Below are 22,228 nucleotides of genomic sequence, written 5' to 3' on the forward strand. Positions count from 1 at the left end.
CGATTCCGTGAAAGGGCGCTCGGCGGTCCGCCGTGGTGCTTCAGCTTAGGCGGACGTCCGACTCTGCCGGACGGTTCCGCCAGTCGCACGATGTTTATCGGACATTTAATCAACCCTACGATACTGTCCCCGCGCCCGCGCCAATCCGGTCGGGCTGACGACATTTGATGACCGAAAGGCGGCCGCCCAATGGCCAACGACCAGAGCGAGACCCCGGTGCCGTCGACGCCCGAGAACCAGGCGCAGACCCCGGCCCCGGCCGTCGCTGTGGAGGCCGGCCAGGCTGTCGAGGGCGCGGTCGCCGCGGCCTCGAACCCGACCGAGTACACCGAGCCGAGTGCCGACCGGAAGAACGCGATCGAGAACGGCGCCTTCGGCGACGAGGCCGACTACCTGCCCGAGCCGGCCAAGCCGGACACCGCCAAGCCGGGCGAGAAGTACGAGCCGGAGAGCATCGTCTTCGGCCACGCGTAAGCGGCCGCGCCCCCGGTGCCCCCGTCGCCCCCGCCCGGGCGCGGGGGCACCGGCGGTTACGGGCGCGCCAATTCCCCGCCGGTGTCCACCGGGTGGCCGAAACGTGTCCACGTTGCACTCATGGTGACCGGTGATATCCGTAACGTGCCCGACGGCGGGCGCCGCTCGTTCCGGAATTCCGGATTCACCCGGGGGTATTGCGGTGGTCGGAATGTTGCTGTTTGCCTGCGTTTTGCCGAAATTGCCGAGGAAGATCGCATTCGGCTGAATCGCCGGCCCCGGGGGCGGGGGCGACCTGGTGCGGGTCGGCCGTCCATTCCCGGCCGCCGGGCTCGGGGCGCAGGTAGTGCTCGCCGCCGATGGTGTCCATGTAGATGCCGGTGCGTCCGGTCCTGCGGTCGAGGACGAGTTCACCCACGTGGGGCCGGTAGGCCGGGGCGTTGCGCTGTCGGGTGCTCACCGTTGCTGCTCCTCGCTCTGGTCGGCGACTGGCCAGCATCTCTAGAGAAGCTAATATCTCTAGAGATGTCAACGGTCCTATCTCCTTACCGGAGACCGCGGGCACGCCTACGATTTCTCCGAGGCAGAGGGAGCGGCGATGACCGGCAGCAGTGGCGACAAGCAGCCCAAGTACCAGCGGATCGCCGACGCGCTGAAGGCGGCCATCGACGCCGGCCGGTACCGCGCGGGCGACCGCCTGCCCGGCGAGAACGACCTCATGGACGAGTACGGCGTGGCCCGGATGACCGCCCGCCAGGCGCTGGGCGTGCTGCAGAGCGAGGGCATCGCCGAGGCGCGCCGCGGCGCCGGGGTGTTCGTCAGGGACTTCCGCCCGCTGCGCCGGCGCGGCATCCAGCGGCTGGCGCAGGGGCAGTGGGGCTCCGGCCGGTCGATATGGTCGGCGGACATCGACAACCGCAGCCTGGTGGTCGACCAGGTGTCCGTCACCGAGCGGGGCGCGCCCGACCACGTGGCCCGGGTGCTCGGGGTCGGCCCGGGCGCCCCGATGTGCGTACGGCACCGCCGCTTCGTCCTGGACGGCAAGCCGGTGCTGCTCTCGACCTCCTACCTGCCCGCCCTGCTGGTCGCGGGCACCGCGATAACCCGCGAGGACACCGGCCCCGGCGGCACCTACGCCCGGCTCGCCGAGATCGGCGCCAAGCCCGTGCACTTCCGCGAGGAGGTCCGCTCCCGGATGCCCAGCGGGGAGGAGGCGGCCCGCCTGGAGCTGTCCGCCGGCACCCCGGTCATCCTGATCTGCCGCACCGCCTTCGCCGACGAGGGGCAGGTCGTCGAGCTCAACGAGATGATCCTGGACGCCGCCTCCTACGTCCTGGAGTACGACTTCGACGCCTGAGCGCCGACCGGCCGACGCCACCGCCCCGGCCGCGAGGGGCGGCCGGGGCGGTGCGGGGGGTAGTGGGGGCTACTCCTTCGAGCGGACGCGCAGGCTGGTGATCAGCGGGCCCTCGGTGGTCTCGCGGAAGAAGTCGTTGCCCTTGTCGTCGACGACGATGAAGGCCGGGAAGTCCTCGACCTCGATGCGCCAGACCGCCTCCATGCCGAGCTCGGCGTACTCCAGCACCTCGACCTTCTTGATGCAGTCCTGGGCGAGGCGGGCGGCCGGGCCGCCGATCGAGCCGAGGTAGAAGCCGCCGTGCGCGGCGCAGGCGTCGGTGACCTGCTTGCTGCGGTTGCCCTTGGCGAGCATGACCATCGAGCCGCCGGCCGCCTGGAACTGGTCGACGTAGGAGTCCATCCGGCCGGCCGTGGTCGGGCCGAAGGAGCCGGAGGCGAAGCCCTCGGGGGTCTTGGCCGGGCCCGCGTAGTAGACCGGGTGGTCCTGGAGGTACTTGGGCATGCCCTCGCCGGCGTCCAGGCGCTCCTTGATCTTGGCGTGGGCGATGTCGCGGGCGACGACCAGGGTGCCGGTGAGCGAGAGCCGGGTCTTCACCGGGTACTTGGACAGCTCGGCGCGGATCGCGGACATCGGCTGGTTCAGGTCGACGCGCACCACGTCGTCGTCCAGGTGCTCGTCGGTGGTGTCCGGCAGGTACTTCGCCGGGTCGGTCTCCAGCTGCTCCAGGAACACGCCCTCGGCGGTGATCTTGCCGAGCGCCTGGCGGTCGGCCGAGCAGGAGACGGCCATCGCGACCGGCAGCGAGGCGCCGTGCCGCGGCAGGCGCACCACGCGCACGTCGTGGCAGAAGTACTTGCCGCCGAACTGGGCGCCGATGCCGATCTTCTGGGTCAGCTCGGTGACCTTGGCCTCCAGCTCCAGGTCGCGGAAGCCGTGGCCGGTCCTGGCGTTGCCCTCGGTCGGCAGGTTGTCCAGGTAGTGCGCCGAGGCGTACTTGGCGGTCTTCAGCGCGAACTCGGCGCTGGTGCCGCCGATCACGATGGCCAGGTGGTACGGCGGGCAGGCCGCGGTGCCCAGCGAGCGGATCTTCTGCTCCAGGAACGAGAGCATGCTCGCCTCGTTCAGGATGGCCTTGGTCTCCTGGTACAGGTACGACTTGTTGGCGGAGCCGCCGCCCTTGGCCATGAACAGGAACTTGTACGCGTCGCCGTCGGTGGCGTACAGCTCGATCTGGGCCGGCAGGTTGTTGCCGGTGTTCCTCTCGTCCCACATGGTCACCGGGGCCATCTGGGAGTAGCGCAGGTTGAGCCTGGTGTACGCGTCGTACACGCCGCGGGCGATGGCGGACTCGTCGCCGCCCTCGGTCAGCACGTTCTGGCCGCGCTTGCCCATGACGATCGCGGTGCCGGTGTCCTGGCACATCGGCAGGATGCCGCCGGCCGAGATGTTGACGTTCTTCAGCAGGTCGAGCGCGACGAAGCGGTCGTTGGGGCTCGCCTCCGGGTCGTCCAGGATGCGGCGCAGCTGGGCGAGGTGGGCGGGGCGCAGGTAGTGCGAGATGTCGTGCATCGCCTCGGCCGTCAGCAGCCGCAGCGCCTCCGGCTCGACCTGGAGGAAGGTGCGACCGCCGGCCTCGAAGGTGGAGACACCCTCGGAGGTGAGCTTGCGGTAGGGGGTCGGGTCAGCGCCCAGGGGGAGCAGGTCGCTGTACTCGAAGTCTGGCGTGGGAGCCATCGGGGCGGTCCTTAGCTGTCCAGTTGGTCCGGCTGCGTCGGCGAAGCACCATCCAGGGTAGGACCCGGCGGAAGTCGGCACGCGGACAGGTCAGCCTTGCGTGACCGGGCTCACTCGCGCAGGAGTGCGAGCGACTAGGCTGACCCCGTGGACAACTCGCCGTCGCACGACGATTCGGGGCAGCCGCCGGTGCCGGCGCCCGTACCGATGACCAAATCCGAACCCAAGCCCGAACTCCGGCCCGAGGCCAGGGCGGAGAGCGCGCCGGGGCCGCACGCGCCGGTCGCGCAGGCGGAGCTGCGCGTCTCCGACGCCGACCGCGAGAAGGTCGCGGAGCTGCTGCGGGACGCCTACGCCGAGGGCCGGCTGGACGCGGACGAGCACGCCGAGCGGATCGAGGCCGCCTACGCCGCGAAGACCTTCGGCGACCTCGCGCCGCTGACCAGGGACCTGCCGGCCCGCCCGCTGTCCTTCGAGAAGCAGCCGCTGAACGCCCCGCAGGGCACCCCGCAGCCGCCCGCGCGCCAGGAGTCCCCGACGGTGGTGGCGGTCTTCGGCGGCGCGTCCCGCAAGGGCCGCTGGCGGGTGGGCTCGCAGCTGAGCGCCTTCGCCGCGTTCGGCGGGGTGGAGATCGACCTGACCGACGCCGTGTTCGAGTCCCCCGAGGTGGAGATCACCGTCACGGCGGTCTTCGGCGGCGTCGAGGTGCGGGTGCCGGAGAACGTCACCCTGCAGGGGTCCGGCGTCGGCATCTTCGGCGGTTTCGACGTCCGGGAGCAGACCGCGGCGGACCCGTACGCTCCGGTTGTCCGGATCAAGGGCCTTGCGCTGTTCGGCGGTTGCGAGGCCAAGCCGCGCCGGGGCAAGAAGCTCAAGGAGTGGGTGCGCCGCCAACTCGGCACCGACTGACCGTCGTTGACCTGCAATGCGCCCGACCGGGAACCAACTCCCGGTCGGGCGCTCGGCGTTGTGCCCAGTGCGCTGCGTAGTCGATTGCGTGCAGTGTGCATGAATCGCGGCCGGGCGGGGTAGTTCCTTCCGCACATCGCTTCTTGGACGGCTGCGCACCGGAGGTGGCCGAGCGGCCGCGCCCGGGTGGGACAGCGGGGGCTCGCGGCCGGCGGGGGAGCGAGGGTTCCCCGTGTCCGAGAGCCTCGTCAGGAGTACGGCCGTGCTGCATCCGATCGAGTCCCGCACCACCTCGCCAGCCGCCGCTGCGCAGCAGGTCCTGGAGCGCCGTCCCGGCGCCCGGCCGCAGCCGCAGTCCCCGGGCGTCCCGGCGGGCTCCCCCGCGGGCGAGGACAACCCCTGGCACACCGGTGCCGCGTGTCGGCGGGACGAGGTGGGGCTGTTCTTCGCGCCCTCCAAGGAGCCGACGGCGGCCCGGCTGTCGCGCGAGGAGCAGGCCAAGCAGGTGTGCGCCCGCTGCCCGGTGCTGCTGGAGTGCCGCGAGCACGCGCTGGCGCAGCCGGAGCCGTACGGGGTCTGGGGCGGGCTGACGGCCGCCGAGCGGCGGGTGGTGCTGGCCCGGCGCCGCCGCCGGGACGCGGAGCTGCGCGAGGCGGCCCGGGTGACGGAGGCCGCGCGGCGCCGGATAGCCGGGTGACGCCGGGTCCGAGACCCAGGGGACGCGACGCGGCCCCGGCGGAGGGGGATTCCGCCGGGGCCGCGAAGTGCGCTCGGGTGGGGCTCAGTTGGCGCGGTCGAAGTCGATCGCGCTGTAGGCCCGCAGCTTCGCGAGCTTGTGGGTGGAGTTGATCTCGCGGATGGTGCCGCTCTTGGAGCGCATCACCAGCGAGCTGGTGGTGGCGGTCTCCGAGCGGTAGTGCACGCCGCGCAGCAGCTCGCCGTCGGTGATGCCGGTGGCGACGAAGAACACGTTCTCGCCGCTGACCAGGTCGTCCGTGGTGAGCACCCGGTCCAGGTCGTGACCGGCGTCCAGGGCCTTCTGCCGCTCGGCGTCGTCCTTGGGCCACAGCCGGCCCTGGATCACGCCGCCCATGCACTTCATCGCGCAGGCCGCGATGATGCCCTCCGGGGTGCCGCCGACGCCCATCAGCAGGTCGACGCCGGTGCCCTCGCGGGCGGCCATGATGGCGCCGGCCACGTCGCCGTCCGAGATGAACTTGATCCGGGCGCCCGCCTCGCGGATCTCCCGGACCAGGCCGTCGTGGCGCGGGCGGTCGAGCACGACGACGGTGACGTCCTCGACGGCGCTGCCCTTGGCCTTGGCGACCCGGCGGATGTTGACCGCGGCCGGGGCGGTGATGTCGACGAACTCGGCCGCCTCCGGCCCGGCCACCAGCTTGTCCATGTAGAACACGGCGCTGGGGTCGAACATGGTGCCGCGGTCGGCGACGGCCAGGACGGCCACCGCGTTGTTCATGCCCTTGGCGGTCAGCGTGGTGCCGTCCACCGGGTCGACCGCGACGTCGCACTCGGCGCCGGTGCCGTCGCCGACCCGCTCGCCGTTGTAGAGCATCGGGGCTTCGTCCTTCTCGCCCTCCCCGATGACGACGACGCCGTTCATCGAGACGGTCGAGACGAGGGTGCGCATCGCCTTCACGGCGGCACCGTCCGCGCCGTTCTTGTCGCCACGTCCGACCCACCGGCCGGCGGCCATCGCGGCCGCCTCGGTGACCCGGACGAGCTCGAGCGCGAGGTTCCGGTCCGGAGCCTCGGGCGCGACCTCCAGGGCACTGGGAAGGTGGTGCGGGTACTGCGTGGTCATCGTCGTTACCTCTCTGTACGCGACGGCCAGTGAGCGCCCGACTACTGCCAGGTCGAACGCCGTGGTGAGGGTTCTGCGATCGTATCTGCCCACGAGATGACTGTCTGTGGCGCGGGTCGCTGCTCTGTCGCGGAAAACACCGGTTCGTCCCCTTTCACCCGTACGTGGACACCCCTGGTGACCGCCCGGAGATGTGGATGAGTCACCATGTGGGGGTGGCAGCAGACAGCAAGGGCATGAGGGGCCGGCAGACCGTACGGGACATGGTCCTGTCGATGCTGGCGGTCGGGATCGTCGTCTGGGTCGGGTACCTGTTCCTCCCGCACGACGCCAACGGCGACCCGGTGCACGTCGTCGAGTACAAGGTCGCGGCGGCCTCCGCCAAGCGCACCGCGCCGTACCCGCTGCTCTCCCCGGAGGGGCTGCCGGACAAGTGGCGGGCCACCTCGGTCAGCTACCGGCCGGCCGCCGACAACAACGGCAAGGGCAACGCCTGGCACCTGGGCTTCGTGACCCCCTCCGGCCAGTACGCGGCGATCGAGCAGAGCGACGTGCCGCGCGACTCCCTGCTCGCCGACCACGTGACGGGCGCCAAGCCGGACGGCACCGCCGAGGCGGGCGGCCGCGCCTGGGACCGGGTGCAGGGCGAGAAGGCCCGCGCGCTGGCCGTGCAGACCGGCCCCGGGGCGACCCTGCTCACCGGCACCGCCTCCTACGAGGAGCTGGCCGAGCTGGCGCAGGCGCTCAAGTAGTCCCGCCCCGGCCGTGGCGCCCCGCGCACGCCGCCGGGCACGCGCACGCCGAAGGGCCCCGCACCGGACGAACCGGTGCGGGGCCCTTTCGCGCGGGGCGGATCAGACCGTGGTGACGACCTCGTCGTAGGCCAGGCGCGGCGAACGCGGGAACCAGGCGTCCTCGCCCGGCTTGCCGATGTTGACCACGGCCAGCACCGAGTGCTCGCCGTCGCCGAAGAACTCCTTGTTGATGCCCTCGGCGTCGAAGCCGGTCATCGGGCCGGCGGCCAGACCGGCGGCGCGCACGCCGACGATGAAGTAGGCGGCCTGCAGGGCGCCGTTCAGCGTGGCGGACTGCTCGCGGACGCTGCGCTCCGAGAAGAACAGGTCCTTGGCCTGCGGGAAGTGCGGGAGCTGGGTCGGCAGCTCCTCGTGGAACTCGTTGTCCACGGCCAGGATGGCGACCAGCGGGGCGGCGGCGGTCTTGTCCTTGTTGCCGTCCGCCATCTGCCGGACGAGGCGCTCGCGGGCCTCCTCCGAGCGGACCAGGACGACGCGCAGCGGCTGCTGGTTGAAGGCGGTCGGGCCGAACTTCACCAGCTCGTAGATGGCCTGGACCTGCTCCTCGGTGACCGGCTCGTCGGTGAAGGTGTTCGCGGTGCGGGCCTCACGGAACAGCAGGTCCTGAGCGGCGGCGTCGAGTACCAGGGCGTCGGTGGTCATGCTTCTGCACCTCATGCGGAAAAGGAGTTCGTCGGTATGATCGGCCGCAGCCGGTCACTCCGTCCAACATAGGTGAATATTCAACGATTCCCCAAGTGTTTGTGACCTGCCTCACTCCCCGCCCGGGGCCGCGCCCTCCTCGGCGGCCAGCGCGGCGTCCAGCCGCGCCCGGGCGCCGTCCAGCCAGCGCTGGCACACCTTCGCCAGCTGCTCGCCGCGCTCCCACAGGGCCAGCGACTCCTCCAGCGACGTCCCGCCGTTCTCCAGCTGCCGGACGACGTCCAGCAGCGCGTCCCGGGCGTGCTCGTAGCCCAGCGCGTCGTCCGGGTTCGGCGCCGCCGCTGCCGCCGCGTCCTGCTGCTCCTGCTGCTCTGCCATGCGTGCCAGCGTAGGGGCTCGGACCGACACGCCCCAGCCCCGGTCTGCGGGGACTACCCGGGCGCCACGGTGACGTCGAAGCCGCCGCCCGCCACCCGGGCGTGCAGCCCCTCGCCGGGCGCGGCCTGCGCCGGGTCGGTCACCACCGTGCCGTCCGCCCGCTGGAGCACCGCGTAGCCGCGCTCCAGGGTGGCCGCGGGGGAGAGCGCCACCACCCGGGCCAGGGTGTGCCCGAGGTCGCTCTGCGCGTGGTCCAGCCGGTGCCGCAGGGTGCGCCGGGCCCGCTCCAACAGGCCGTCCACCTCCTGCCCGCGCCCGTCCAGCATCCGGTGCGGGGCGGCCAGCGCCGGGCGGCTGCGCACCCCGTCCAGTCCGTGCTGCTCGTGCTCGACCCGGGACAGCACGTGCCGGCGGGCGCGGTCGCGCAGCTGGCGGACCTTGGCCAGCTCCTCGCCGACGTCCGGAACCACCCGTTTGGCCGCGTCGGTCGGGGTGGAGGCGCGCAGGTCGGCCACGAAGTCCAGCAGCGGCTGGTCCGGCTCGTGCCCGATCGCGCTCACCACCGGCGTACGGGCGGCCGCGACCAGCCGCACCAGGCCCTCGTCCGAGAACGGAAGCAGGTCCTCCACGCTGCCGCCGCCGCGGGCCACCACGATCACGTCCACCTCGGGGTGCTCGTCCAGCTCCCGCACGGCCGCGCTCACCCGCTCCACCGCGCTGACCCCCTGCACCGGGACGTTGCGCACCTCGAAGCGGACGGCCGGCCAGCGCCGCCGGGCGTTCTCCAGGACGTCCCGCTCGGCCGCCGAGCCGCGCCCGGTGACCAGCCCCACGCACTGCGGCAGGAACGGCAGCGGCTTCTTGCGCTCGGCCGCGAACAGGCCCTCCCCGGCGAGCCGCCGCTTCAGCTGCTCCAGCCGGGCCAGCAGCTCGCCGAGCCCCACCGGGCGGATCTCCGAGGCGCGCATCGACAGCTGGCCGCGCGCCGCGTACCACTCCGGCTTGGCGTGCACGACGACCCGCGCGCCCTCCTGCACCACGTCCGCGACCTGGTCGAACACCGAGCGGAAGCAGGTCACCGTGAGAGAGACGTCGGCCTGCGGGTCGCGCAGGGTCAGGAACACCACGCCCGCCCCGGGGCGGCGGCTGAGCTGGGTGATCTGCCCCTCCACCCAGACCGCGCCGAGCCGGTCGATCCAGCCGCCGATCAGCGCGGAGACCTTGCCGACCGGGAGCGGCGCTTCGGGGGAGCTGGTGTTGGCCATGCGTACGAGGCTAGCGGCGCGGGCCGACACGGCCGAGACCGCCGACCCCGGTCGCGGCCGCCGGGGCCCGCCGGCCCGCCTGCCGTCCCGTCGGCCGTTGCGCCGTCCGGGTCACGGCCGCCGCCGGCGGCCGGCCCCGCCGGGACCGCCGCGGGTGCCGCCGCGGCCGGCGGCACCCTGGACGGCGAGCACGACCAGGCCGACCGCCAGCCAGACCAGCCCGACGATCTGCGCGGTGGTCGAGGCCTCGTACACCACCGCCCCGATCACCGCGATCCCCAGCACCGGCACGACCACGTGCGGGAGCCACCGCCGCGAGCCGTGCCGCACCGCGTACCAGCCGACCACCGAGGCGTGCAGCAGCGCGAAGGCGGTCAGCGCGCCGACGTTCACCACCGAGGTGAGCTGGTCCAGCCCGTCGTCCCGCTCGGCCGCCCAGACCGCCGCCGCCATCGTGATCACCGCGGCGGCCAGCAGCGCCCGGCGCGGCACCGCGCTGGCCGGGTCGACCGTCCCGAGCAGGCGCGGCAGCCGGCCGTCCCGGCCCATCGCGAAGACCAGCCGTCCGGCCGCCGCCTGCCCGGCCAGGGCCGCGAAGGCGGCGCCGATCGCCTTGCTGGCCGCCACCAGCACGTGCAGCCAGTGCCCGACGCCGCTCTCCACGGTGTCGTAGAAGGCCGAGCCCTGCGCCGCCGGATCGGCGGCCAGCTGCTGCGGGCCGGTCGGCTCCAGCAGCGCCGCCAGGTAGGTCTGGGCGATGAACAGCACCCCGGCCAGCGCCAGGCACCAGAGCACCGCCCGGGCCACCGCCGCCGAGGCGCCGACCGCCTCCTCCACGAAGGTGGCGATCGCGTCGAAGCCCAGGTAGGAGAGCACCGCGACGGACACCGCGGAGACCACCGCGGCCAGCGAGAAGTCGCCGACGGCGGTGAACGGGGTGTCCCAGCCGCGCCGGGCGCCGTCCTGGGCCAGTGCCACCACGGCCGCGGCCACGAACACCGCCAGCACCACGATCTCCATCGCGAGCACCGCGAAGCCGACCACCGCCGCCGTCCGCACCCCGACCAGGTTGAGGGCGGTGGTCACCACCACCGCGAGCGCCGTCCAGACCCAGCGCGAGACGTCCGGCACCAGGGAGTTCAGCGCGATCCCGGAGAACAGGTAGGCCACCGCGGGGATCAGCAGGTAGTCGAGCATCGCCATCCAGCCGGCGATGAAGCCCGGCCCCTCGCCCAGCCCGGCCCGCGCGTAGGCGAACACCGAGCCGGTCTGCGGCACCGCGCGCACCATCTGGGTGTACGAGACGGCGGTGAAGCCCATCGCCACCGTCGCGGCCAGGTAGACCGTGGCGACGGCGCCGTGGCTCTTGGCGTCCAGCACGCCGAACACGCCGACCGGGGCCATCGGGGCGATGAACAGCAGTCCGTAGACCATCAGATCGCGGACACCCAGGCTGCGGCGCAGGCCGCTCGGCGTCACCCGCTCGCTCACAGAGCTCATAGACACCATATTTTGAGCGCAATTGACCGGGTCTGCACGGAAGGTGTCCGGCGTCGGCGCGGCTTCCCGCCGGGGGACCGGGAAGGCGAGCGCCGGTCGCGGCCGCCCGTACGATGGATCCATGTCCAAGACCGCGCAGCGCCGTGTCCTGCTCGCCGCCCCCCGGGGCTACTGCGCGGGAGTCGACCGCGCCGTGATCGCCGTGGAGAAGGCCCTGGAGCAGTACGGGGCGCCCATCTACGTCCGCAAGCAGATCGTCCACAACAAGTACGTGGTGCAGACCCTGGAGAAGAAGGGCGCGATCTTCGTCGACGAGACGGAGGAGGTGCCCGAGGGCTCGATCGTCGTCTTCTCCGCGCACGGCGTCGCCCCGTCCGTCCACGACGAGGCGCGGGCCGGCAAGCTCGCCACCATCGACGCGACCTGCCCGCTGGTCACCAAGGTGCACAAGGAGGCCGTGCGCTTCGCCGACGAGGGCTTCGACATCCTGCTGGTGGGCCACGAGGGCCACGAGGAGGTCATCGGCACCATGGGCGAGGCCCCGGACCGGATCCACCTGGTGGACGGCGCCGAGGACGTCGCCAACGTGCGGGTCCGGGACGAGTCCAAGGTCGTCTGGCTGTCCCAGACCACCCTGTCGGTGGACGAGACCATGGCCACCGTCGGCGAGCTGAAGAACCGCTTCCCGGCGCTGGTCAGCCCGCCCAGCGACGACATCTGCTACGCCACCCAGAACCGCCAGGTCGCGGTCAAGCAGCTGGCCCCGGAGGCCGACCTGCTGATCGTGGTCGGCTCCAAGAACTCCTCCAACTCCGTCCGCCTGGTCGAGGTCGGCCTGGAGTACGGTGCCAAGGCCGCCCACCTGGTGGACTTCGCCGAGGAGATCCGCGAGGAGTGGCTGGAGGGCGTCACCACGGTCGGCCTGACCAGCGGCGCCTCGGTGCCGGAGATCCTGGTCGACGGCGTGCTGGAGTTCCTGGCCGCGCGCGGTTACGACACGGTCGAGACGGTCAAGACCGCCGAGGAGCACCTGATCTTCTCGCTGCCCAAGGAGCTGCGCCGCGACCTGCGCGCCGAGGCGGCGGGCAAGCTCTGACCCGACCCGGAAGGGCCGGCACCCCGTCGGGGGTGCCGGCCCTTTCCGCTGCGGCGGCGGCCTGCCGCTCCGCCGTGCGGCCGCTGGTGCGGCTTCCCGGAGCGCTTTCCCGGGGTGCTTTCCCGGGGTGCGCGGGTTCCCGCTGCGCGCTTTCCGGCTGTGCGGTGTCCCGCGGTTCGGTGTCCTGCTGTGCGCGCCCGGGCGCGCTCTCGTAGTTTTGTGCACAGGCTGTGGACGATTCACCGGCCGCGGACGGTCCTGAGCCGGTCCCGCGGCCGACGGCGGAGGGTGGACGGGATGACGGCGGTATTCGGCGTGGACATCGGCGGCTCGGGGATCAAGGGCGCGCCCGTCGACCTCGCCCGGGGCGCGCTCGCCCAGGAGCGCCACAAGGTGCTCACCCCGCAGCCGTCCTCCCCCGAGGCCGTGGTCGCCGCCGTCTGCGAGGTGATCCGCCACTTCGACCACCAGGGCCCGGTCGGGCTGACCTTCCCCGGCGTGGTCGTCGACGGCCGCACCAGGACGGCGGCCAACGTGGACAAGGGCTGGATCGGCCTGGACGCGGCCGGCCTCTTCCGCCAGGCGCTGGGGATGCCCGCGACCGTCCTGAACGACGCGGACGCGGCCGGGCTGGCCGAGCTGACGCACGGCGCCGGGCGGGGCGAGCCGGGCGTGGTCCTGGTGCTCACCTTCGGGACCGGCATCGGCAGCGCCCTGTTCGTGGACGGCGTGCTGGTGCCCAACACCGAGCTGGGCCACCTGGAGGTGCGCGGCAAGGACGCCGAGCGCCGGGCCTCCTCGGCCGCCAAGGAGCGGCACGGGCTGAACTGGGAAGAGTGGGCCGGGCGGGTCGACGAGTACCTGGACGTGGTGGAGACGCTGTTCTCGCCGCGGCTGATCGTGATCGGCGGCGGGGTCAGCCGCAAGCACGAGAAGTTCCTGCCGCTGCTGAAGGACCGCGCGGCGCGGATCGTCCCGGCGGAGCTGCGCAACGACGCGGGCATCGTCGGAGCCGCCATGGCGGCGGCCAGGGCGGAGGTCTGAGGGGCGTCCCCCGGTGGGCCGGCGGCCTGGTCGGGCGGCGCCTCGCCGGAACGGCTTCGGCCGGCGGGCGGGGTGCCGGCGGGTGGGGTGCCGGTGGGTGGGGTGCGGCCGGGGTGCCGACGGGTACGGCCTCAGCGTGCGCGGTGGATCCGGCGCTGGGCGACGAACCGGGCGAGCACGATCAGCGCGGCCAGCCCGGTGCCGGAGAACAGCCAGCCGGCCCGCAGCGCCAGCCCGGTCGCCAGCGAGACCACCTGGGCGGTGACGCCCGGGGAGTTCACCGGTTCGAGCAGCAGCAGTGCGACGGCGAAGGCGATCGGGCCGCTGATCGGTGCGGCCAGCAGGTCCGCGTAGCGCACCCGGACGGCCAGCTGGAAGCAGACCACCAGGTAGCCGAGGCCGAACAGCCAGCCGAGGCCGTCGAACAGCAGCCGGTCCACGCCCGCCACCGCGAGCGTCGCCAGGACGGCGGCCACCCCGGTGCCGACGGCCGTCAGCCGGGTCGGCCGGCCGGTGCGCCGCCGCCCGTACAGCTGCTCGTCGCCGCGCCCGCGCAGGGGCAGGCGCAGCCGCAGCCGGGGCCCGGTCGGGCGGGGGGCGCCGGACGGGCCGGCCACCGGGCGCAGCCGGGAGGCGGGGACGGACCCGGAGGGGGTGCCGGCGGCCCCGGGGGCCCGGCCCGGACCGGGGACGGCGGCTGCCGCCGCGCGGGTCGGCGGACGGCGTCTGGGCCCTGGCGGCTGGGTACGGGTGCTCTGCTCCACCCGCCCAACGTACGGTCCGATCATCGCCACACTGTGTAATGGACCGTTCAGGTCTTGTCCCGTGTCTCCTGGCGGAGTAGTCATGTGATCGTCACTCAGGTCGGCTGACCTGCGCGGTCGCGCCGACGCACGACGATCACCGGATCCGTTCACGGGTCTCTTCACGGGGGAACAGCATGACCGATTTCACGTTCGAACGGCTCGATCACGTCCAGCTCGACATCCCGGCCGGCGCCGAGGACGCGTGCCGGGCCTTCTGGTCCGGCGTGCTCGGGATGACCGAGCTGGCGAAGCCGCCGGTGCTGGCCGCCCGCGGCGGCTGCTGGTTCCGCGGCGGCGGGGTCGAGGTGCACCTGGGCGTGACCCCGGACTTCCGTCCGTCCCGCAAGGGGCACCCGGGCATCCTGGTCCGCTCGCTGGACGCGCTGGCCGACCGCCTCACCGCGCACGGCCACCAGGTGACCTGGGACGACAACCTGCCCGGCCACCGGCGCTTCTACGCCGACGACAGCCTGGGCAACCGGCTGGAGTTCCTGGAGCCCCGGGCGGCGGCGACCGAGGAGTGAGGCAGTGCGGGGGCTGCCCGTAGACTTGGGGGTCGGCCCGTACGGTGCCGACCCAACTCCTCCAAGCCCACGGGACTGCGCTTCATGTCGCTCACGATCGGAATCGTCGGCCTGCCGAACGTCGGCAAGTCGACCCTGTTCAACGCCCTGACCAAGAACGACGTGCTGGCGGCCAACTACCCGTTCGCCACGATCGAGCCGAACGTCGGCGTGGTCGGCGTCCCGGACGAGCGGCTGGCCAAGCTGGCCGAGATCTTCGGCTCCCAGCGCATCCTCCCGGCGACCGTCGACTTCGTCGACATCGCCGGCATCGTGCGCGGCGCCAGCGAGGGCGAGGGCCTGGGCAACAAGTTCCTCGCCAACATCCGCGAGTCGGACGCGATCTGCCAGGTCGTGCGCGCCTTCACCGACCCGGACGTGGTGCACGTGGACGGCAAGGTGTCGCCCAAGGACGACATCGAGACCATCCACACCGAGCTGATCCTGGCCGACCTCCAGACCATCGAGAAGGTCCTGCCGCGGCTCCAGAAGGAGGCGCGCCTCAAGAAGGAGACCGCCGCCGTGCTGGCCGCCGCCGAGGCCGCGCAGGCGATCCTGGAGACCGGGAAGACCCTCTTCGAGGCCGGCTTCGACACCGCCCCGATCCGCGACCTCCACCTGCTGACCGCCAAGCCCTTCCTCTACGTCTTCAACGTGGACGAGGACGAGCTGGCCGACGAGGACTTCAAGAAGGCCCAGCGCGAGCTGGTCGCCCCGGCCGAGGCGATCTTCCTGAACGCCAAGATCGAGTCCGAGCTGATCGAGCTGGACGACGCCGAGGCCCTGGAGCTCCTCCAGTCCATGGGCCAGGAGGAGCCCGGCCTCGCCACCCTCGCCCGGGTCGGCTTCGACACCCTCGGCCTCCAGACCTACCTGACGGCCGGCCCCAAGGAAACCCGCGCCTGGACCATCAAGAAGGGCGCCACCGCCCCCGAGGCCGCCGGAGTCATCCACACCGACTTCCAGAAGGGCTTCATCAAGGCCGAGGTGATCTCCTTCGCCGACCTGGTCGAGACCGGCTCCATCGCCGAGGCCCGCGCCAAGGGCAAGGCCCGCATCGAGGGCAAGGAGTACGTCATGCAGGACGGCGACGTCGTGGAGTTCCGCTTCAACGTGTGAGCGTTTGATTGCTTTGAGATAGCTTGATCTGTCGAATGCACAGGTCGGACGGGGCCCGCCTCCCTTGAGGCGGGCCCCGATCTCTTTTCCGTGCTGACTTGGTGCTGACTTCTTCGGCTTACTGCATCCATGCGAGTGGTACGTTATGTGGTACCACTAGTGGAGGAGCCCAGTCGATGTCGATCACTGCCAGCGAGGCGCGCAAGGCTCTCTTCCCGTTGATCAAGAAGGTCAACGACGATCACGAGGCCATTGAGATCGTCTCCAAGCACGGAAATGCCGTGCTCGTCTCGGCCGAGGACTATGCCGCCTTGCGTGAAGGCTCCTACCTGTTGCGCTCGCCCGTGAATGCCCGCCGCTTGCTCAAGGCGTACGAGAACGCCCTCGGCGGCATAGGGCTTTCCGAGCGGGAGCTCATCGACCCTGATGCGGCGGATGGCGAGAAGGGTGCCGCGTGAGGCTCGTCTTTGAGGAAGGCGGCTGGGAGGACTACACCTCCTGGCTCAAGACCGACCGCAAGATGCTCGCCCGGATCAACAAGCTCATCGAGGACGTGTTGCGCGACCCGTTCACCGGTATCGGCAAGCCCGAGCCACTGAAGTACCACTTGCCCGGGGCCTGGTCGCGGCGGATCGACGACGAGCACCGCCTCGTCTACTTGGTGACGGACCGGGAGATCATTGTTCTGGCCGCCCGCTACCACTACTGATGGCTGGCTGTGTGTCTGAGTCACCGTGCTGATTCCGTGCTGACTTGGGCCTTCAGAGTCAGCGTTTCCACAGCTCACAGCCGTGGTGGGTATTCCGCTTCAACGTCTGACCGGTCACCGTGCACGGTCCGAAGGGGCCGGACTCCCCACACGGGGTCCGGCCTCTTCGCCGTCGTCCGGTCTGCTCGGAGGTGCCGGATCGGTGCCGTGCGAGGGCTCAGCCGATGGTGACGGTGAGGAGGCCGTCGGGGGCGGCGGTGACGGTGACGGCGGTGAGGGTGGCGGCGTGGGCGTCGGGGTGGTGGGGGAGGGCGCGCGGGCCGATGCCGACGACGCGGGTGCCGGCGGCCCTGGCGGCCGCGATGCCGGCGCCGGAGTCCTCGAAGGCGAGGCAGTCGGCGGGGGCGAAGCCGAGGGCGGCGGCGCCCTTGAGGAAGCCCTCGGGGTCGGGCTTGCTGGCGCCGACGGACTCGGCGGTGACCAGGACGGGCGGCAGCGGCAGACCGGCGGCGGCCATCCGGACCCGGGCGAGCGGCTGGTCGGCGGAGGTGACCAGGGCGTGCGGGTGGCCGGCCAGCGAGGCGAGGAAGGCGGCGGCGCCGGGCACCGGCACGACGCCTTCGGTGTCGGCGCGCTCCTCGGCGAGCATCCGCTCGTTGTCGGCCAGGTTGAGTTCCATCGGGCGGTCCGGCAGGAAGTGGGCCATGGTCGCGTGGCCCTGGCGGCCGTGCGCGACGGCGAGCACCTCGGCCGGGTCCAGGCCGTGCCGCTCGGCCCAGCGGCCGAAGCAGCGCTCGACCACGGCGTCGGAGTCGACCAGGGTGCCGTCCATGTCCAGGAGGACGGCTCGGGCGGTCAGCCGGACGGGGGCGGCGGGCATGGGACGGCTCCTCAAGGGGTGAACAGCATTTGTTGTCGAATGATACAAAAAGTCACGCGGGTCCGAGCAGGTGGGCGTTGACCGCGCGGGCCTCCTCGGCCAGCTCCGACAGCTCCACCACCTCGACCCCGGCCGCCGCCAGCAGCGCGGTGCCCTGGCAGTCGGTGACGAACAGGTCCGGCTCGCGCCAGGCGACCACCACCCGCGGCACGCCCGCCGCGACGAGCAGCCGGGCGCACGGCACCGGCCGCGAGGCGCGCTGTCCGCAGGGCTCCAGCGAGCTGTAGACGGTCGCGCCGCGCAGCCGCGGGTCACCCGCCGGGAGCTTGGCCAGGGCCGCCTCCTCGGCGTGGTCGTGCGGGTCCGTCTCCCGGCTGTAGCCCTCCGCCAGCACCGTGCCGTCGGCGCCGACGATCACCGCGCCGACCGAGAAGGCCGTCTCGGACGGCGGGCACCGGCGGGAGAGTTCGACGGCCCGGCGCAGGTGGTCGAGGTCGGTGGACGCGGACTGGGTCACGGCGCGGGCTCCTTGGGGGCGTACCTGAGCAGGACGACGTCGCCCACGGTACGTGCCTCCAGCAGCCGCATCCGCCGGGCCGGGCCGCCAGGGAACGCGGCCGGGCGGACGAACCGGGGTGCCTCGGCCTGGCCGACCAGCAGCGGGGCGACGGCCAGCTGGAGCTCGTCCGCGAGCCCCTGCGCCAGGAACTGGGTGTGCACGCCGCCGCCGCCCTCGACCATCAGCCGCCGCACCCCGCGGGTGCCCAGGTCGTCCAGCACCGCGCCGAGGTCCACCGCGCCGCCCAGTGCGACCACCTCGGCCAGCCCCTCCAGCCGGGGGCGCAGCACCGCGGCCCCGGCGTCCGTGGTGTAGGCGAGCCGGGCGCCGCCGGTGTGCCAGAACCGCAGGTCGGCGCCGAGTCCGCCGCTCGCGGAGAGCGTCACCTTCAGCGGGTGCTCGGGCCGGCCGGACGCCAGGCGGGCGGCCCGGCGCCCGGGGTCGTTGACCAGCAGCCGCGGGTTGTCGGCGCGCAGGGTGTTGCCGCCGACCAGGATCGCGTCGGCGGCCGCGCGCTCCTCGTCGACCCGGTCGAAGTCGGCGGCGTTGGAGAGCAGCAGCCGGTCGGGGGAGGCGTCGTCGAGGTGGCCGTCGAGGGAGACGGCGGCGCTCAGCAGGACGTAGGGGCGCGGGCCGGGCATCTGGCGGGACCGTTCTGTCGGGGGCGCCTCCACGGTACGGCGGCCGGGTGCGCTCCGGTCCCCGAGTGATCGGAGTGTGAGACGGATCTTCTCGGGATGCGGGACGGCGAGTAGCGTCGGAGGCGCCGTGGAGCACCGCGGCCGACCGCAGTCAGTCGCCACACCAGGGGGACCCCATGACCGGACCGCAGCCCGCCGCCGTCTACACCCACGGCCACCAGGAGGCCGTGCTGCGCTCGCACCGCTCCCGCGCCGCCGCCGACTCGGCCGGCTACCTGCTGCCCGAACTGCGGCCCGGACAGGCCCTGTTGGACGTCGGCTGCGGACCGGGCACGATCACCGCGGACCTGGCCGGGCTGGTCGGCCCGCAGGGGCGGGTGGTCGCGGTGGACACCTCCGCCGAGGTGCTGGAGCAGGCCGCCGGACACATCGCCGGGCTGGGCCTGTCCAACGTCGTCGTCGAGCACGCCGACGTGCACCGACTGCCGTACCGCGACGGCGAGTTCGACGTGGTGCACGCCCACCAGGTGCTCCAGCACGTGGCCGACCCGGTGGCCGCGCTGCGCGAGCTGCGGCGGGTGACGGCGCCGGGCGGCGTGGTCGCGGTGCGCGACGTCGACTACGCCTCGATGACCTGGTTCCCCGAGGTGCCCGCGCTGGACCGGTGGCTGGAGCTGTACCGGCGGACCGCCCGCGCCAACGGCGGTGAGCCGGACGCCGGCCGGCGGCTGCTGTCCTGGGCCCGCGCGGCCGGCTTCACCGACGTCACCGCCGGCGCCTCCACCTGGACGTACGCGACGCCCGAGCAGCGCGCCTGGTGGGGCGGGATGTGGGCGGACCGGGTGACGGGCACCGCGCTGGGCCGGACGGCGGTCGGGCTGGGCTTCGCGGACCGGGACGAGCTGGGCCGGATCGCGGACGGCTGGCGGGAGTGGAGCTCCGCCGGGGACGGCTGGTTCTCGATGCTGCACGGTGAGGTCCTGGCCCGGGGCTGAGCCGGCCGAGTCGGCCGAGCCGACTGGGCGGCGGACGGCTGGCCGGCGGACGGCGGGCCGAGGGGCGCGGGCGGACGGAGCGCGGGCCGGGAGGGCGGGCAGGCGTTCGGAAAGATCGGGTAAAGTCGCGCGACCGTTCAGATCGGGCCCGTTCGGGTCCGAGCCATGATGCCGAGCGCCGAGCCGACGCCCGTTCCGGCGGGTTGGGGGAGTCCACGTGTCCAAGCCTGAGTCCGAGCCGCCCGTCCCGGGCCCGGAGTCGCCCTCGGCCACGGGGGCCGGCGCGGACACGGGTACGGACGCGGTCACGGGTACGGACGCGGTCACGGGTACGGACGCGGGCGCCGACGCGGTCACGGATCCGGCGCAGACGCCGACGGCCGGTCAGGACCCCCGGGTGGACTTCCGCAAGGACGCCGCCGAGCCCGCCGAGCCCGCCCCGAGCCCCGCCGAGCCCATCGCGGCCGCGCCGGAGCCCCAGCCCGAACCCGAGCAGTCCGCCCCCGCCGACCCCTGGGCCGCACCCGACTTCTCCGCCGGCCCGTCCGCGGCCCCGGCCCCGCCCGCCCCGGCCCCGTCCGGCGCCGTCCCGCCGTCGGCCGCCCCGCCCCAGCCCCCGCACCCGCTGCCCGCCGGCGGCTGGGCCTCCGTCACCCCCGCCGCCCAGTCCGGCTTCCAGCCCGCCCACCCCTACGCCCCGGTCCCGGGCCCTGGCCCGGCCGCGGGCCCCGGCCAGGGCCCGGCCGCCGCCCCCTTCCCCGGGTACCTCCCCGGCCCCGCACCCACCAACGGCTTCGCCGTCGGCTCCCTGGTCACCGGGCTGCTCCTGGTCGCCCCGGTGGCCCTGGTGTTCGGCGTCCTCGCGCTGGTCCAGATCAAGCGCCGCAAGGAGCGCGGCTCCGGCATGGCGGTGACCGGCCTGGTGCTCGGCACGATCGGCACGGTGCTGCTGGCCCTCCTGCTCGGCGCGGCCGACTTCAGCTCGCCGCGGGCCGGCCGCTTCGGCCAGGCCCCGAAGGCACCGGCCGGTTCGGTGCACTGGTCCGACCTCAGGGCCGGCGACTGCTACGACTCCCCCGAGGGCGGTTCGACGGCGAACGGGGACGGCGACGTGACGGTGTACTGGGTGCACCGGGTGGCCTGCGCCCAGCCGCACCACGGCGAGGTGGCGGGCAGCGCCGAGATCCCGAGCGGCAACGGCCTCTACCCGGGCGAGAGCGCGGCCCGTGAGTCGGCCGGCCGGCTGTGCCGCAAGGTGCTGGACGGCTACGCGCTCGACCAGTGGGTCGTCCCGGACGGCATGGACGACGTCTACCTCTACCCGACCGCGAGGAACTGGGAGTCCGGCGCGCGGTCCGTCACCTGCGCCTTCGAGGACCGCGACGACCGGCACCAGGGGACGGTCCGCACCGACCGGAGCCGCCTGACCGCGCCCCAGCTGGCCTACCTGGAGGCCGTCCGCGACTTCAACGACGTCTACCGGGACCCGCCGGAGGGCGAGCCCGCCGGGGCCGAGGCCGAGTACCGGGCGTGGGCCCGGCGGGTGGCCGTGGCCTCCCGGACCGAGGCGGCGGTGCTGGGCGGGCCGTCGGTGCCCTGGCCGGCCGACGTCCAGCCGAACATCGCCAAGCTGGTCGACGCCCAGTCCCAGGCCGCCGCGGCCTGGGACGCCGCGGCCGCCGGCACCGACGTGGCGGGCGACGTCCGCCGGGCCAGGGCGCTGGTGGCCAAGACGGCGCCGACGAACGTGGAGATCCGCCGGGGGCTGGGCCTGTCCACCGGCGAGCAGGCGCCCGACCTGCGGGTCTGAGCGGCCGCGTCCGGCGGTTACCGGCCGTTGACCGCGCCCGTACCTGCCGGTAACCCGTCGGCCCTACGGTCGTGGCCACGTCCCCGGCCCGACCCCCACGCGAGCCGGGGACCAGCCCGGCCGCTTCTTTGAACGGGCACGGGCCGGAACGGGCCGGTCCCGTGAACGGGCCCGACTGGGAGCGGGACGGCCCGCGGCAGCCCCCGGTACGCTCCCGCCATGGGCACCTACCGGGTGATGCGGCAGGACGACAACGGCAACCGCTTCCTGGTCGCCAGGGACCTCGACCGGGCCGGGGCCCGGCGGCTGGCCGCCGAGTTCGAGGCCCGCGGCCACAAGCAGATGTACTGGGTCGAGGCGGACGGGGAGGCCCGGCCGGAGGCGGCGGACGGAACGCTCCGCAACGCCTGAGCCGCCCGGCGACAGGTCGTAGGGTCGGGGCCATGGACGCGACCCACGCCAGCCACCCCACGCCCGGGACATCCGGCAGCCCCGCCACCCCCGCCGCTCCGACGACTCCCGCCGTACCCGAGGCCCCCGCCACCCCCCGGATCGTGGTCGGCGGCGCGCTGGTCCGCGGCGGCCGGGTGCTCGCCGCCCGGCGCAGCGCGCCCGAGTCGGTGGCCGGCCGGTGGGAGTTCCCCGGCGGGAAGGCCGAGCCCGGCGAGACCGAGGAGCAGGCGCTGGAGCGGGAGCTGCTGGAGGAGCTGGGCGTCCGGGCGCGCGCGCTGACCCGGCTGCCGGGCGCGTGGGCCGTGCGCCCCGGCCTGGAACTGCGCTTCTGGGCCGCGGAACTGCTGGCCGGCGAGCCGCGCGCACTCGAGGACCACGACGCGCTGCGCTGGCTGGGCCCGGACGAGCTGGACACCGTGGACTGGATCGACCACGACCGCGACGTGCTGCCGCACGTCGCCCGCCTGCTCACGGACGCCCGGGCGGAGGCCTGAGCAGACGCCCGAGCGGACGCCCCACCGCACGCCCGAGCGGACGCCCGCCGGACACCTGTACAGGAGCCCCCGACAGGAACCCCGGACGGCGAGCCGACGGCCGGCGACGCGCCGTCCGCCGGGTAGGTCAATCGGACAAGACGACCCAGGGGCCGGGATA

Annotated in this window: 24 protein-coding genes and 1 pseudogene; 15 read left to right on the plus strand and 10 right to left on the minus strand. The window is 73.5% G+C overall.

The window, feature by feature from the left end:
* Window positions 1-189 precede the first annotated feature (189 nt).
* The gene (locus ACZ5GH_RS21980; protein ID WP_387749732.1) at window positions 190-474 is read left to right on the plus strand and encodes a hypothetical protein; all 285 of its coding nucleotides are present in this window, start codon (window positions 190-192) and stop codon (window positions 472-474) included.
* A 184-nt stretch (window positions 475-658) separates the two neighbouring features.
* On the opposite strand, the gene ACZ5GH_RS21985 is transcribed toward ACZ5GH_RS21980, so the two are convergent.
* Window positions 659-934 carry a hypothetical protein gene (locus ACZ5GH_RS21985; RefSeq protein ID WP_387749734.1) on the minus strand — a complete coding sequence of 92 codons (276 nt, stop codon included), beginning with the start codon at window positions 932-934 and terminating at the stop codon, window positions 659-661.
* 138 nt (window positions 935-1,072) lie between these two features.
* Here ACZ5GH_RS21985 and ACZ5GH_RS21990 point away from each other — a divergent pair, with 138 nt between their 5' ends.
* Complete coding sequence (locus ACZ5GH_RS21990) at window positions 1,073-1,831, plus strand: GntR family transcriptional regulator (RefSeq protein WP_387749737.1); 759 nt, start codon at window positions 1,073-1,075, stop codon at window positions 1,829-1,831.
* A 69-nt stretch (window positions 1,832-1,900) separates the two neighbouring features.
* Here ACZ5GH_RS21990 and ACZ5GH_RS21995 read toward each other — a convergent pair whose 3' ends face one another.
* Window positions 1,901-3,568 carry a fumarate hydratase gene (locus ACZ5GH_RS21995; RefSeq protein WP_387749740.1) on the minus strand — a complete coding sequence of 556 codons (1,668 nt, stop codon included), beginning with the start codon at window positions 3,566-3,568 and terminating at the stop codon, window positions 1,901-1,903.
* Between the two features lie 207 nt (window positions 3,569-3,775).
* Between ACZ5GH_RS21995 and ACZ5GH_RS22000 the strand changes: the two genes are divergently transcribed.
* A complete protein-coding gene (locus tag ACZ5GH_RS22000) occupies window positions 3,776-4,477 on the plus strand; it encodes a DUF1707 SHOCT-like domain-containing protein (protein ID WP_387749743.1) in 702 nt (233 codons plus the stop codon).
* A 262-nt stretch (window positions 4,478-4,739) separates the two neighbouring features.
* Window positions 4,740-5,174 carry a WhiB family transcriptional regulator gene (locus ACZ5GH_RS22005; protein WP_387749745.1) on the plus strand — a complete coding sequence of 145 codons (435 nt, stop codon included), beginning with the start codon at window positions 4,740-4,742 and terminating at the stop codon, window positions 5,172-5,174.
* Window positions 5,175-5,258: 84 nt separating this feature from the next.
* Here ACZ5GH_RS22005 and glpX read toward each other — a convergent pair whose 3' ends face one another.
* Window positions 5,259-6,299 (minus strand): class II fructose-bisphosphatase, encoded by a 1,041-nt coding sequence (gene glpX / locus ACZ5GH_RS22010; protein WP_387749748.1) that lies wholly within the window; start codon window positions 6,297-6,299, stop codon window positions 5,259-5,261.
* A gap of 215 nt (window positions 6,300-6,514) precedes the next feature.
* Here glpX and ACZ5GH_RS22015 point away from each other — a divergent pair, with 215 nt between their 5' ends.
* Window positions 6,515-7,051: a DUF4245 domain-containing protein gene (locus ACZ5GH_RS22015; RefSeq protein WP_387749751.1), complete on the plus strand. Its 537-nt coding sequence runs from the start codon at window positions 6,515-6,517 to the stop codon at window positions 7,049-7,051.
* Window positions 7,052-7,153: 102 nt separating this feature from the next.
* Here ACZ5GH_RS22015 and ACZ5GH_RS22020 read toward each other — a convergent pair whose 3' ends face one another.
* The 4 genes from ACZ5GH_RS22020 to ACZ5GH_RS22035 form a co-directional block, all read right to left on the minus strand.
* The gene (locus tag ACZ5GH_RS22020) at window positions 7,154-7,756 is read right to left on the minus strand and encodes a malonic semialdehyde reductase (RefSeq protein WP_387749754.1); all 603 of its coding nucleotides are present in this window, start codon (window positions 7,754-7,756) and stop codon (window positions 7,154-7,156) included.
* A 111-nt stretch (window positions 7,757-7,867) separates the two neighbouring features.
* Entirely contained in the window at window positions 7,868-8,134 is a 267-nt protein-coding gene (locus tag ACZ5GH_RS22025) for an exodeoxyribonuclease VII small subunit (RefSeq protein ID WP_387749757.1), read from the minus strand.
* Window positions 8,135-8,187: 53 nt separating this feature from the next.
* Window positions 8,188-9,399, minus strand: coding sequence for an exodeoxyribonuclease VII large subunit (gene xseA / locus ACZ5GH_RS22030; RefSeq protein ID WP_464335088.1), 1,212 nt, complete (start codon window positions 9,397-9,399; stop codon window positions 8,188-8,190).
* Window positions 9,400-9,510: 111 nt separating this feature from the next.
* Window positions 9,511-10,899 (minus strand): APC family permease, encoded by a 1,389-nt coding sequence (locus ACZ5GH_RS22035; protein WP_464335089.1) that lies wholly within the window; start codon window positions 10,897-10,899, stop codon window positions 9,511-9,513.
* A 121-nt stretch (window positions 10,900-11,020) separates the two neighbouring features.
* On the opposite strand from ACZ5GH_RS22035, the gene ACZ5GH_RS22040 reads away from it, so the two are divergent.
* Window positions 11,021-11,995, plus strand: a complete 975-nt coding sequence (locus ACZ5GH_RS22040) for a 4-hydroxy-3-methylbut-2-enyl diphosphate reductase (protein ID WP_387749766.1) — start codon at window positions 11,021-11,023, stop codon at window positions 11,993-11,995.
* A 297-nt stretch (window positions 11,996-12,292) separates the two neighbouring features.
* Window positions 12,293-13,039, plus strand: coding sequence for a polyphosphate--glucose phosphotransferase (gene ppgK, locus ACZ5GH_RS22045; protein WP_387749769.1), 747 nt, complete (start codon window positions 12,293-12,295; stop codon window positions 13,037-13,039).
* Between the two features lie 131 nt (window positions 13,040-13,170).
* On the opposite strand, the gene ACZ5GH_RS22050 is transcribed toward ppgK, so the two are convergent.
* Entirely contained in the window at window positions 13,171-13,803 is a 633-nt protein-coding gene (locus ACZ5GH_RS22050; RefSeq protein WP_387749772.1) for a DUF6542 domain-containing protein, read from the minus strand.
* 176 nt (window positions 13,804-13,979) lie between these two features.
* Here ACZ5GH_RS22050 and ACZ5GH_RS22055 point away from each other — a divergent pair, with 176 nt between their 5' ends.
* The 4 genes from ACZ5GH_RS22055 (at window position 13,980) to ACZ5GH_RS22070 (ending at window position 16,236) form a co-directional block, all read left to right on the plus strand.
* On the plus strand, window positions 13,980-14,369 hold the full coding sequence (locus ACZ5GH_RS22055; protein WP_387749774.1) for a VOC family protein: 390 nt from the start codon (window positions 13,980-13,982) through the stop codon (window positions 14,367-14,369).
* Window positions 14,370-14,453: 84 nt separating this feature from the next.
* On the plus strand, window positions 14,454-15,527 hold the full coding sequence (gene ychF / locus ACZ5GH_RS22060; RefSeq protein WP_464335090.1) for a redox-regulated ATPase YchF: 1,074 nt from the start codon (window positions 14,454-14,456) through the stop codon (window positions 15,525-15,527).
* Window positions 15,528-15,703: 176 nt separating this feature from the next.
* Entirely contained in the window at window positions 15,704-15,985 is a 282-nt protein-coding gene (locus ACZ5GH_RS22065) for a type II toxin-antitoxin system Phd/YefM family antitoxin (protein ID WP_344325967.1), read from the plus strand.
* Window positions 15,982-16,236 carry a Txe/YoeB family addiction module toxin gene (locus ACZ5GH_RS22070; protein ID WP_387749780.1) on the plus strand — a complete coding sequence of 85 codons (255 nt, stop codon included), beginning with the start codon at window positions 15,982-15,984 and terminating at the stop codon, window positions 16,234-16,236. The genes ACZ5GH_RS22065 and ACZ5GH_RS22070 overlap by 4 nt, the downstream gene beginning before the upstream one ends.
* A 217-nt stretch (window positions 16,237-16,453) precedes the next feature.
* On the opposite strand, the gene ACZ5GH_RS22075 is transcribed toward ACZ5GH_RS22070, so the two are convergent.
* Together ACZ5GH_RS22075 and ACZ5GH_RS22080 are read right to left on the minus strand one after the other, a co-directional pair.
* Window positions 16,454-17,116: an HAD-IA family hydrolase gene (locus ACZ5GH_RS22075; RefSeq protein WP_464335091.1), complete on the minus strand. Its 663-nt coding sequence runs from the start codon at window positions 17,114-17,116 to the stop codon at window positions 16,454-16,456.
* Window positions 17,117-17,168: 52 nt separating this feature from the next.
* Window positions 17,169-18,316, minus strand: a pseudogene (locus ACZ5GH_RS22080) (dihydrofolate reductase family protein).
* A gap of 176 nt (window positions 18,317-18,492) precedes the next feature.
* Between ACZ5GH_RS22080 and ACZ5GH_RS22085 the strand changes: the two are divergent.
* The 4 genes from ACZ5GH_RS22085 (at window position 18,493) to ACZ5GH_RS22100 (ending at window position 22,068) form a co-directional block, all read left to right on the plus strand.
* Complete coding sequence (locus ACZ5GH_RS22085) at window positions 18,493-19,311, plus strand: methyltransferase domain-containing protein (protein WP_464335092.1); 819 nt, start codon at window positions 18,493-18,495, stop codon at window positions 19,309-19,311.
* A gap of 217 nt (window positions 19,312-19,528) precedes the next feature.
* Window positions 19,529-21,121, plus strand: coding sequence for a DUF4190 domain-containing protein (locus ACZ5GH_RS22090; protein ID WP_464335093.1), 1,593 nt, complete (start codon window positions 19,529-19,531; stop codon window positions 21,119-21,121).
* A gap of 219 nt (window positions 21,122-21,340) precedes the next feature.
* Window positions 21,341-21,532: an SPOR domain-containing protein gene (locus ACZ5GH_RS22095; protein WP_387749790.1), complete on the plus strand. Its 192-nt coding sequence runs from the start codon at window positions 21,341-21,343 to the stop codon at window positions 21,530-21,532.
* A gap of 32 nt (window positions 21,533-21,564) precedes the next feature.
* Window positions 21,565-22,068 carry an NUDIX domain-containing protein gene (locus ACZ5GH_RS22100; RefSeq protein WP_387749793.1) on the plus strand — a complete coding sequence of 168 codons (504 nt, stop codon included), beginning with the start codon at window positions 21,565-21,567 and terminating at the stop codon, window positions 22,066-22,068.
* The last annotated feature ends 160 nt before the right edge of the window (window positions 22,069-22,228 follow it).

The organism is Kitasatospora sp. Xyl93, from assembly GCF_055383135.1.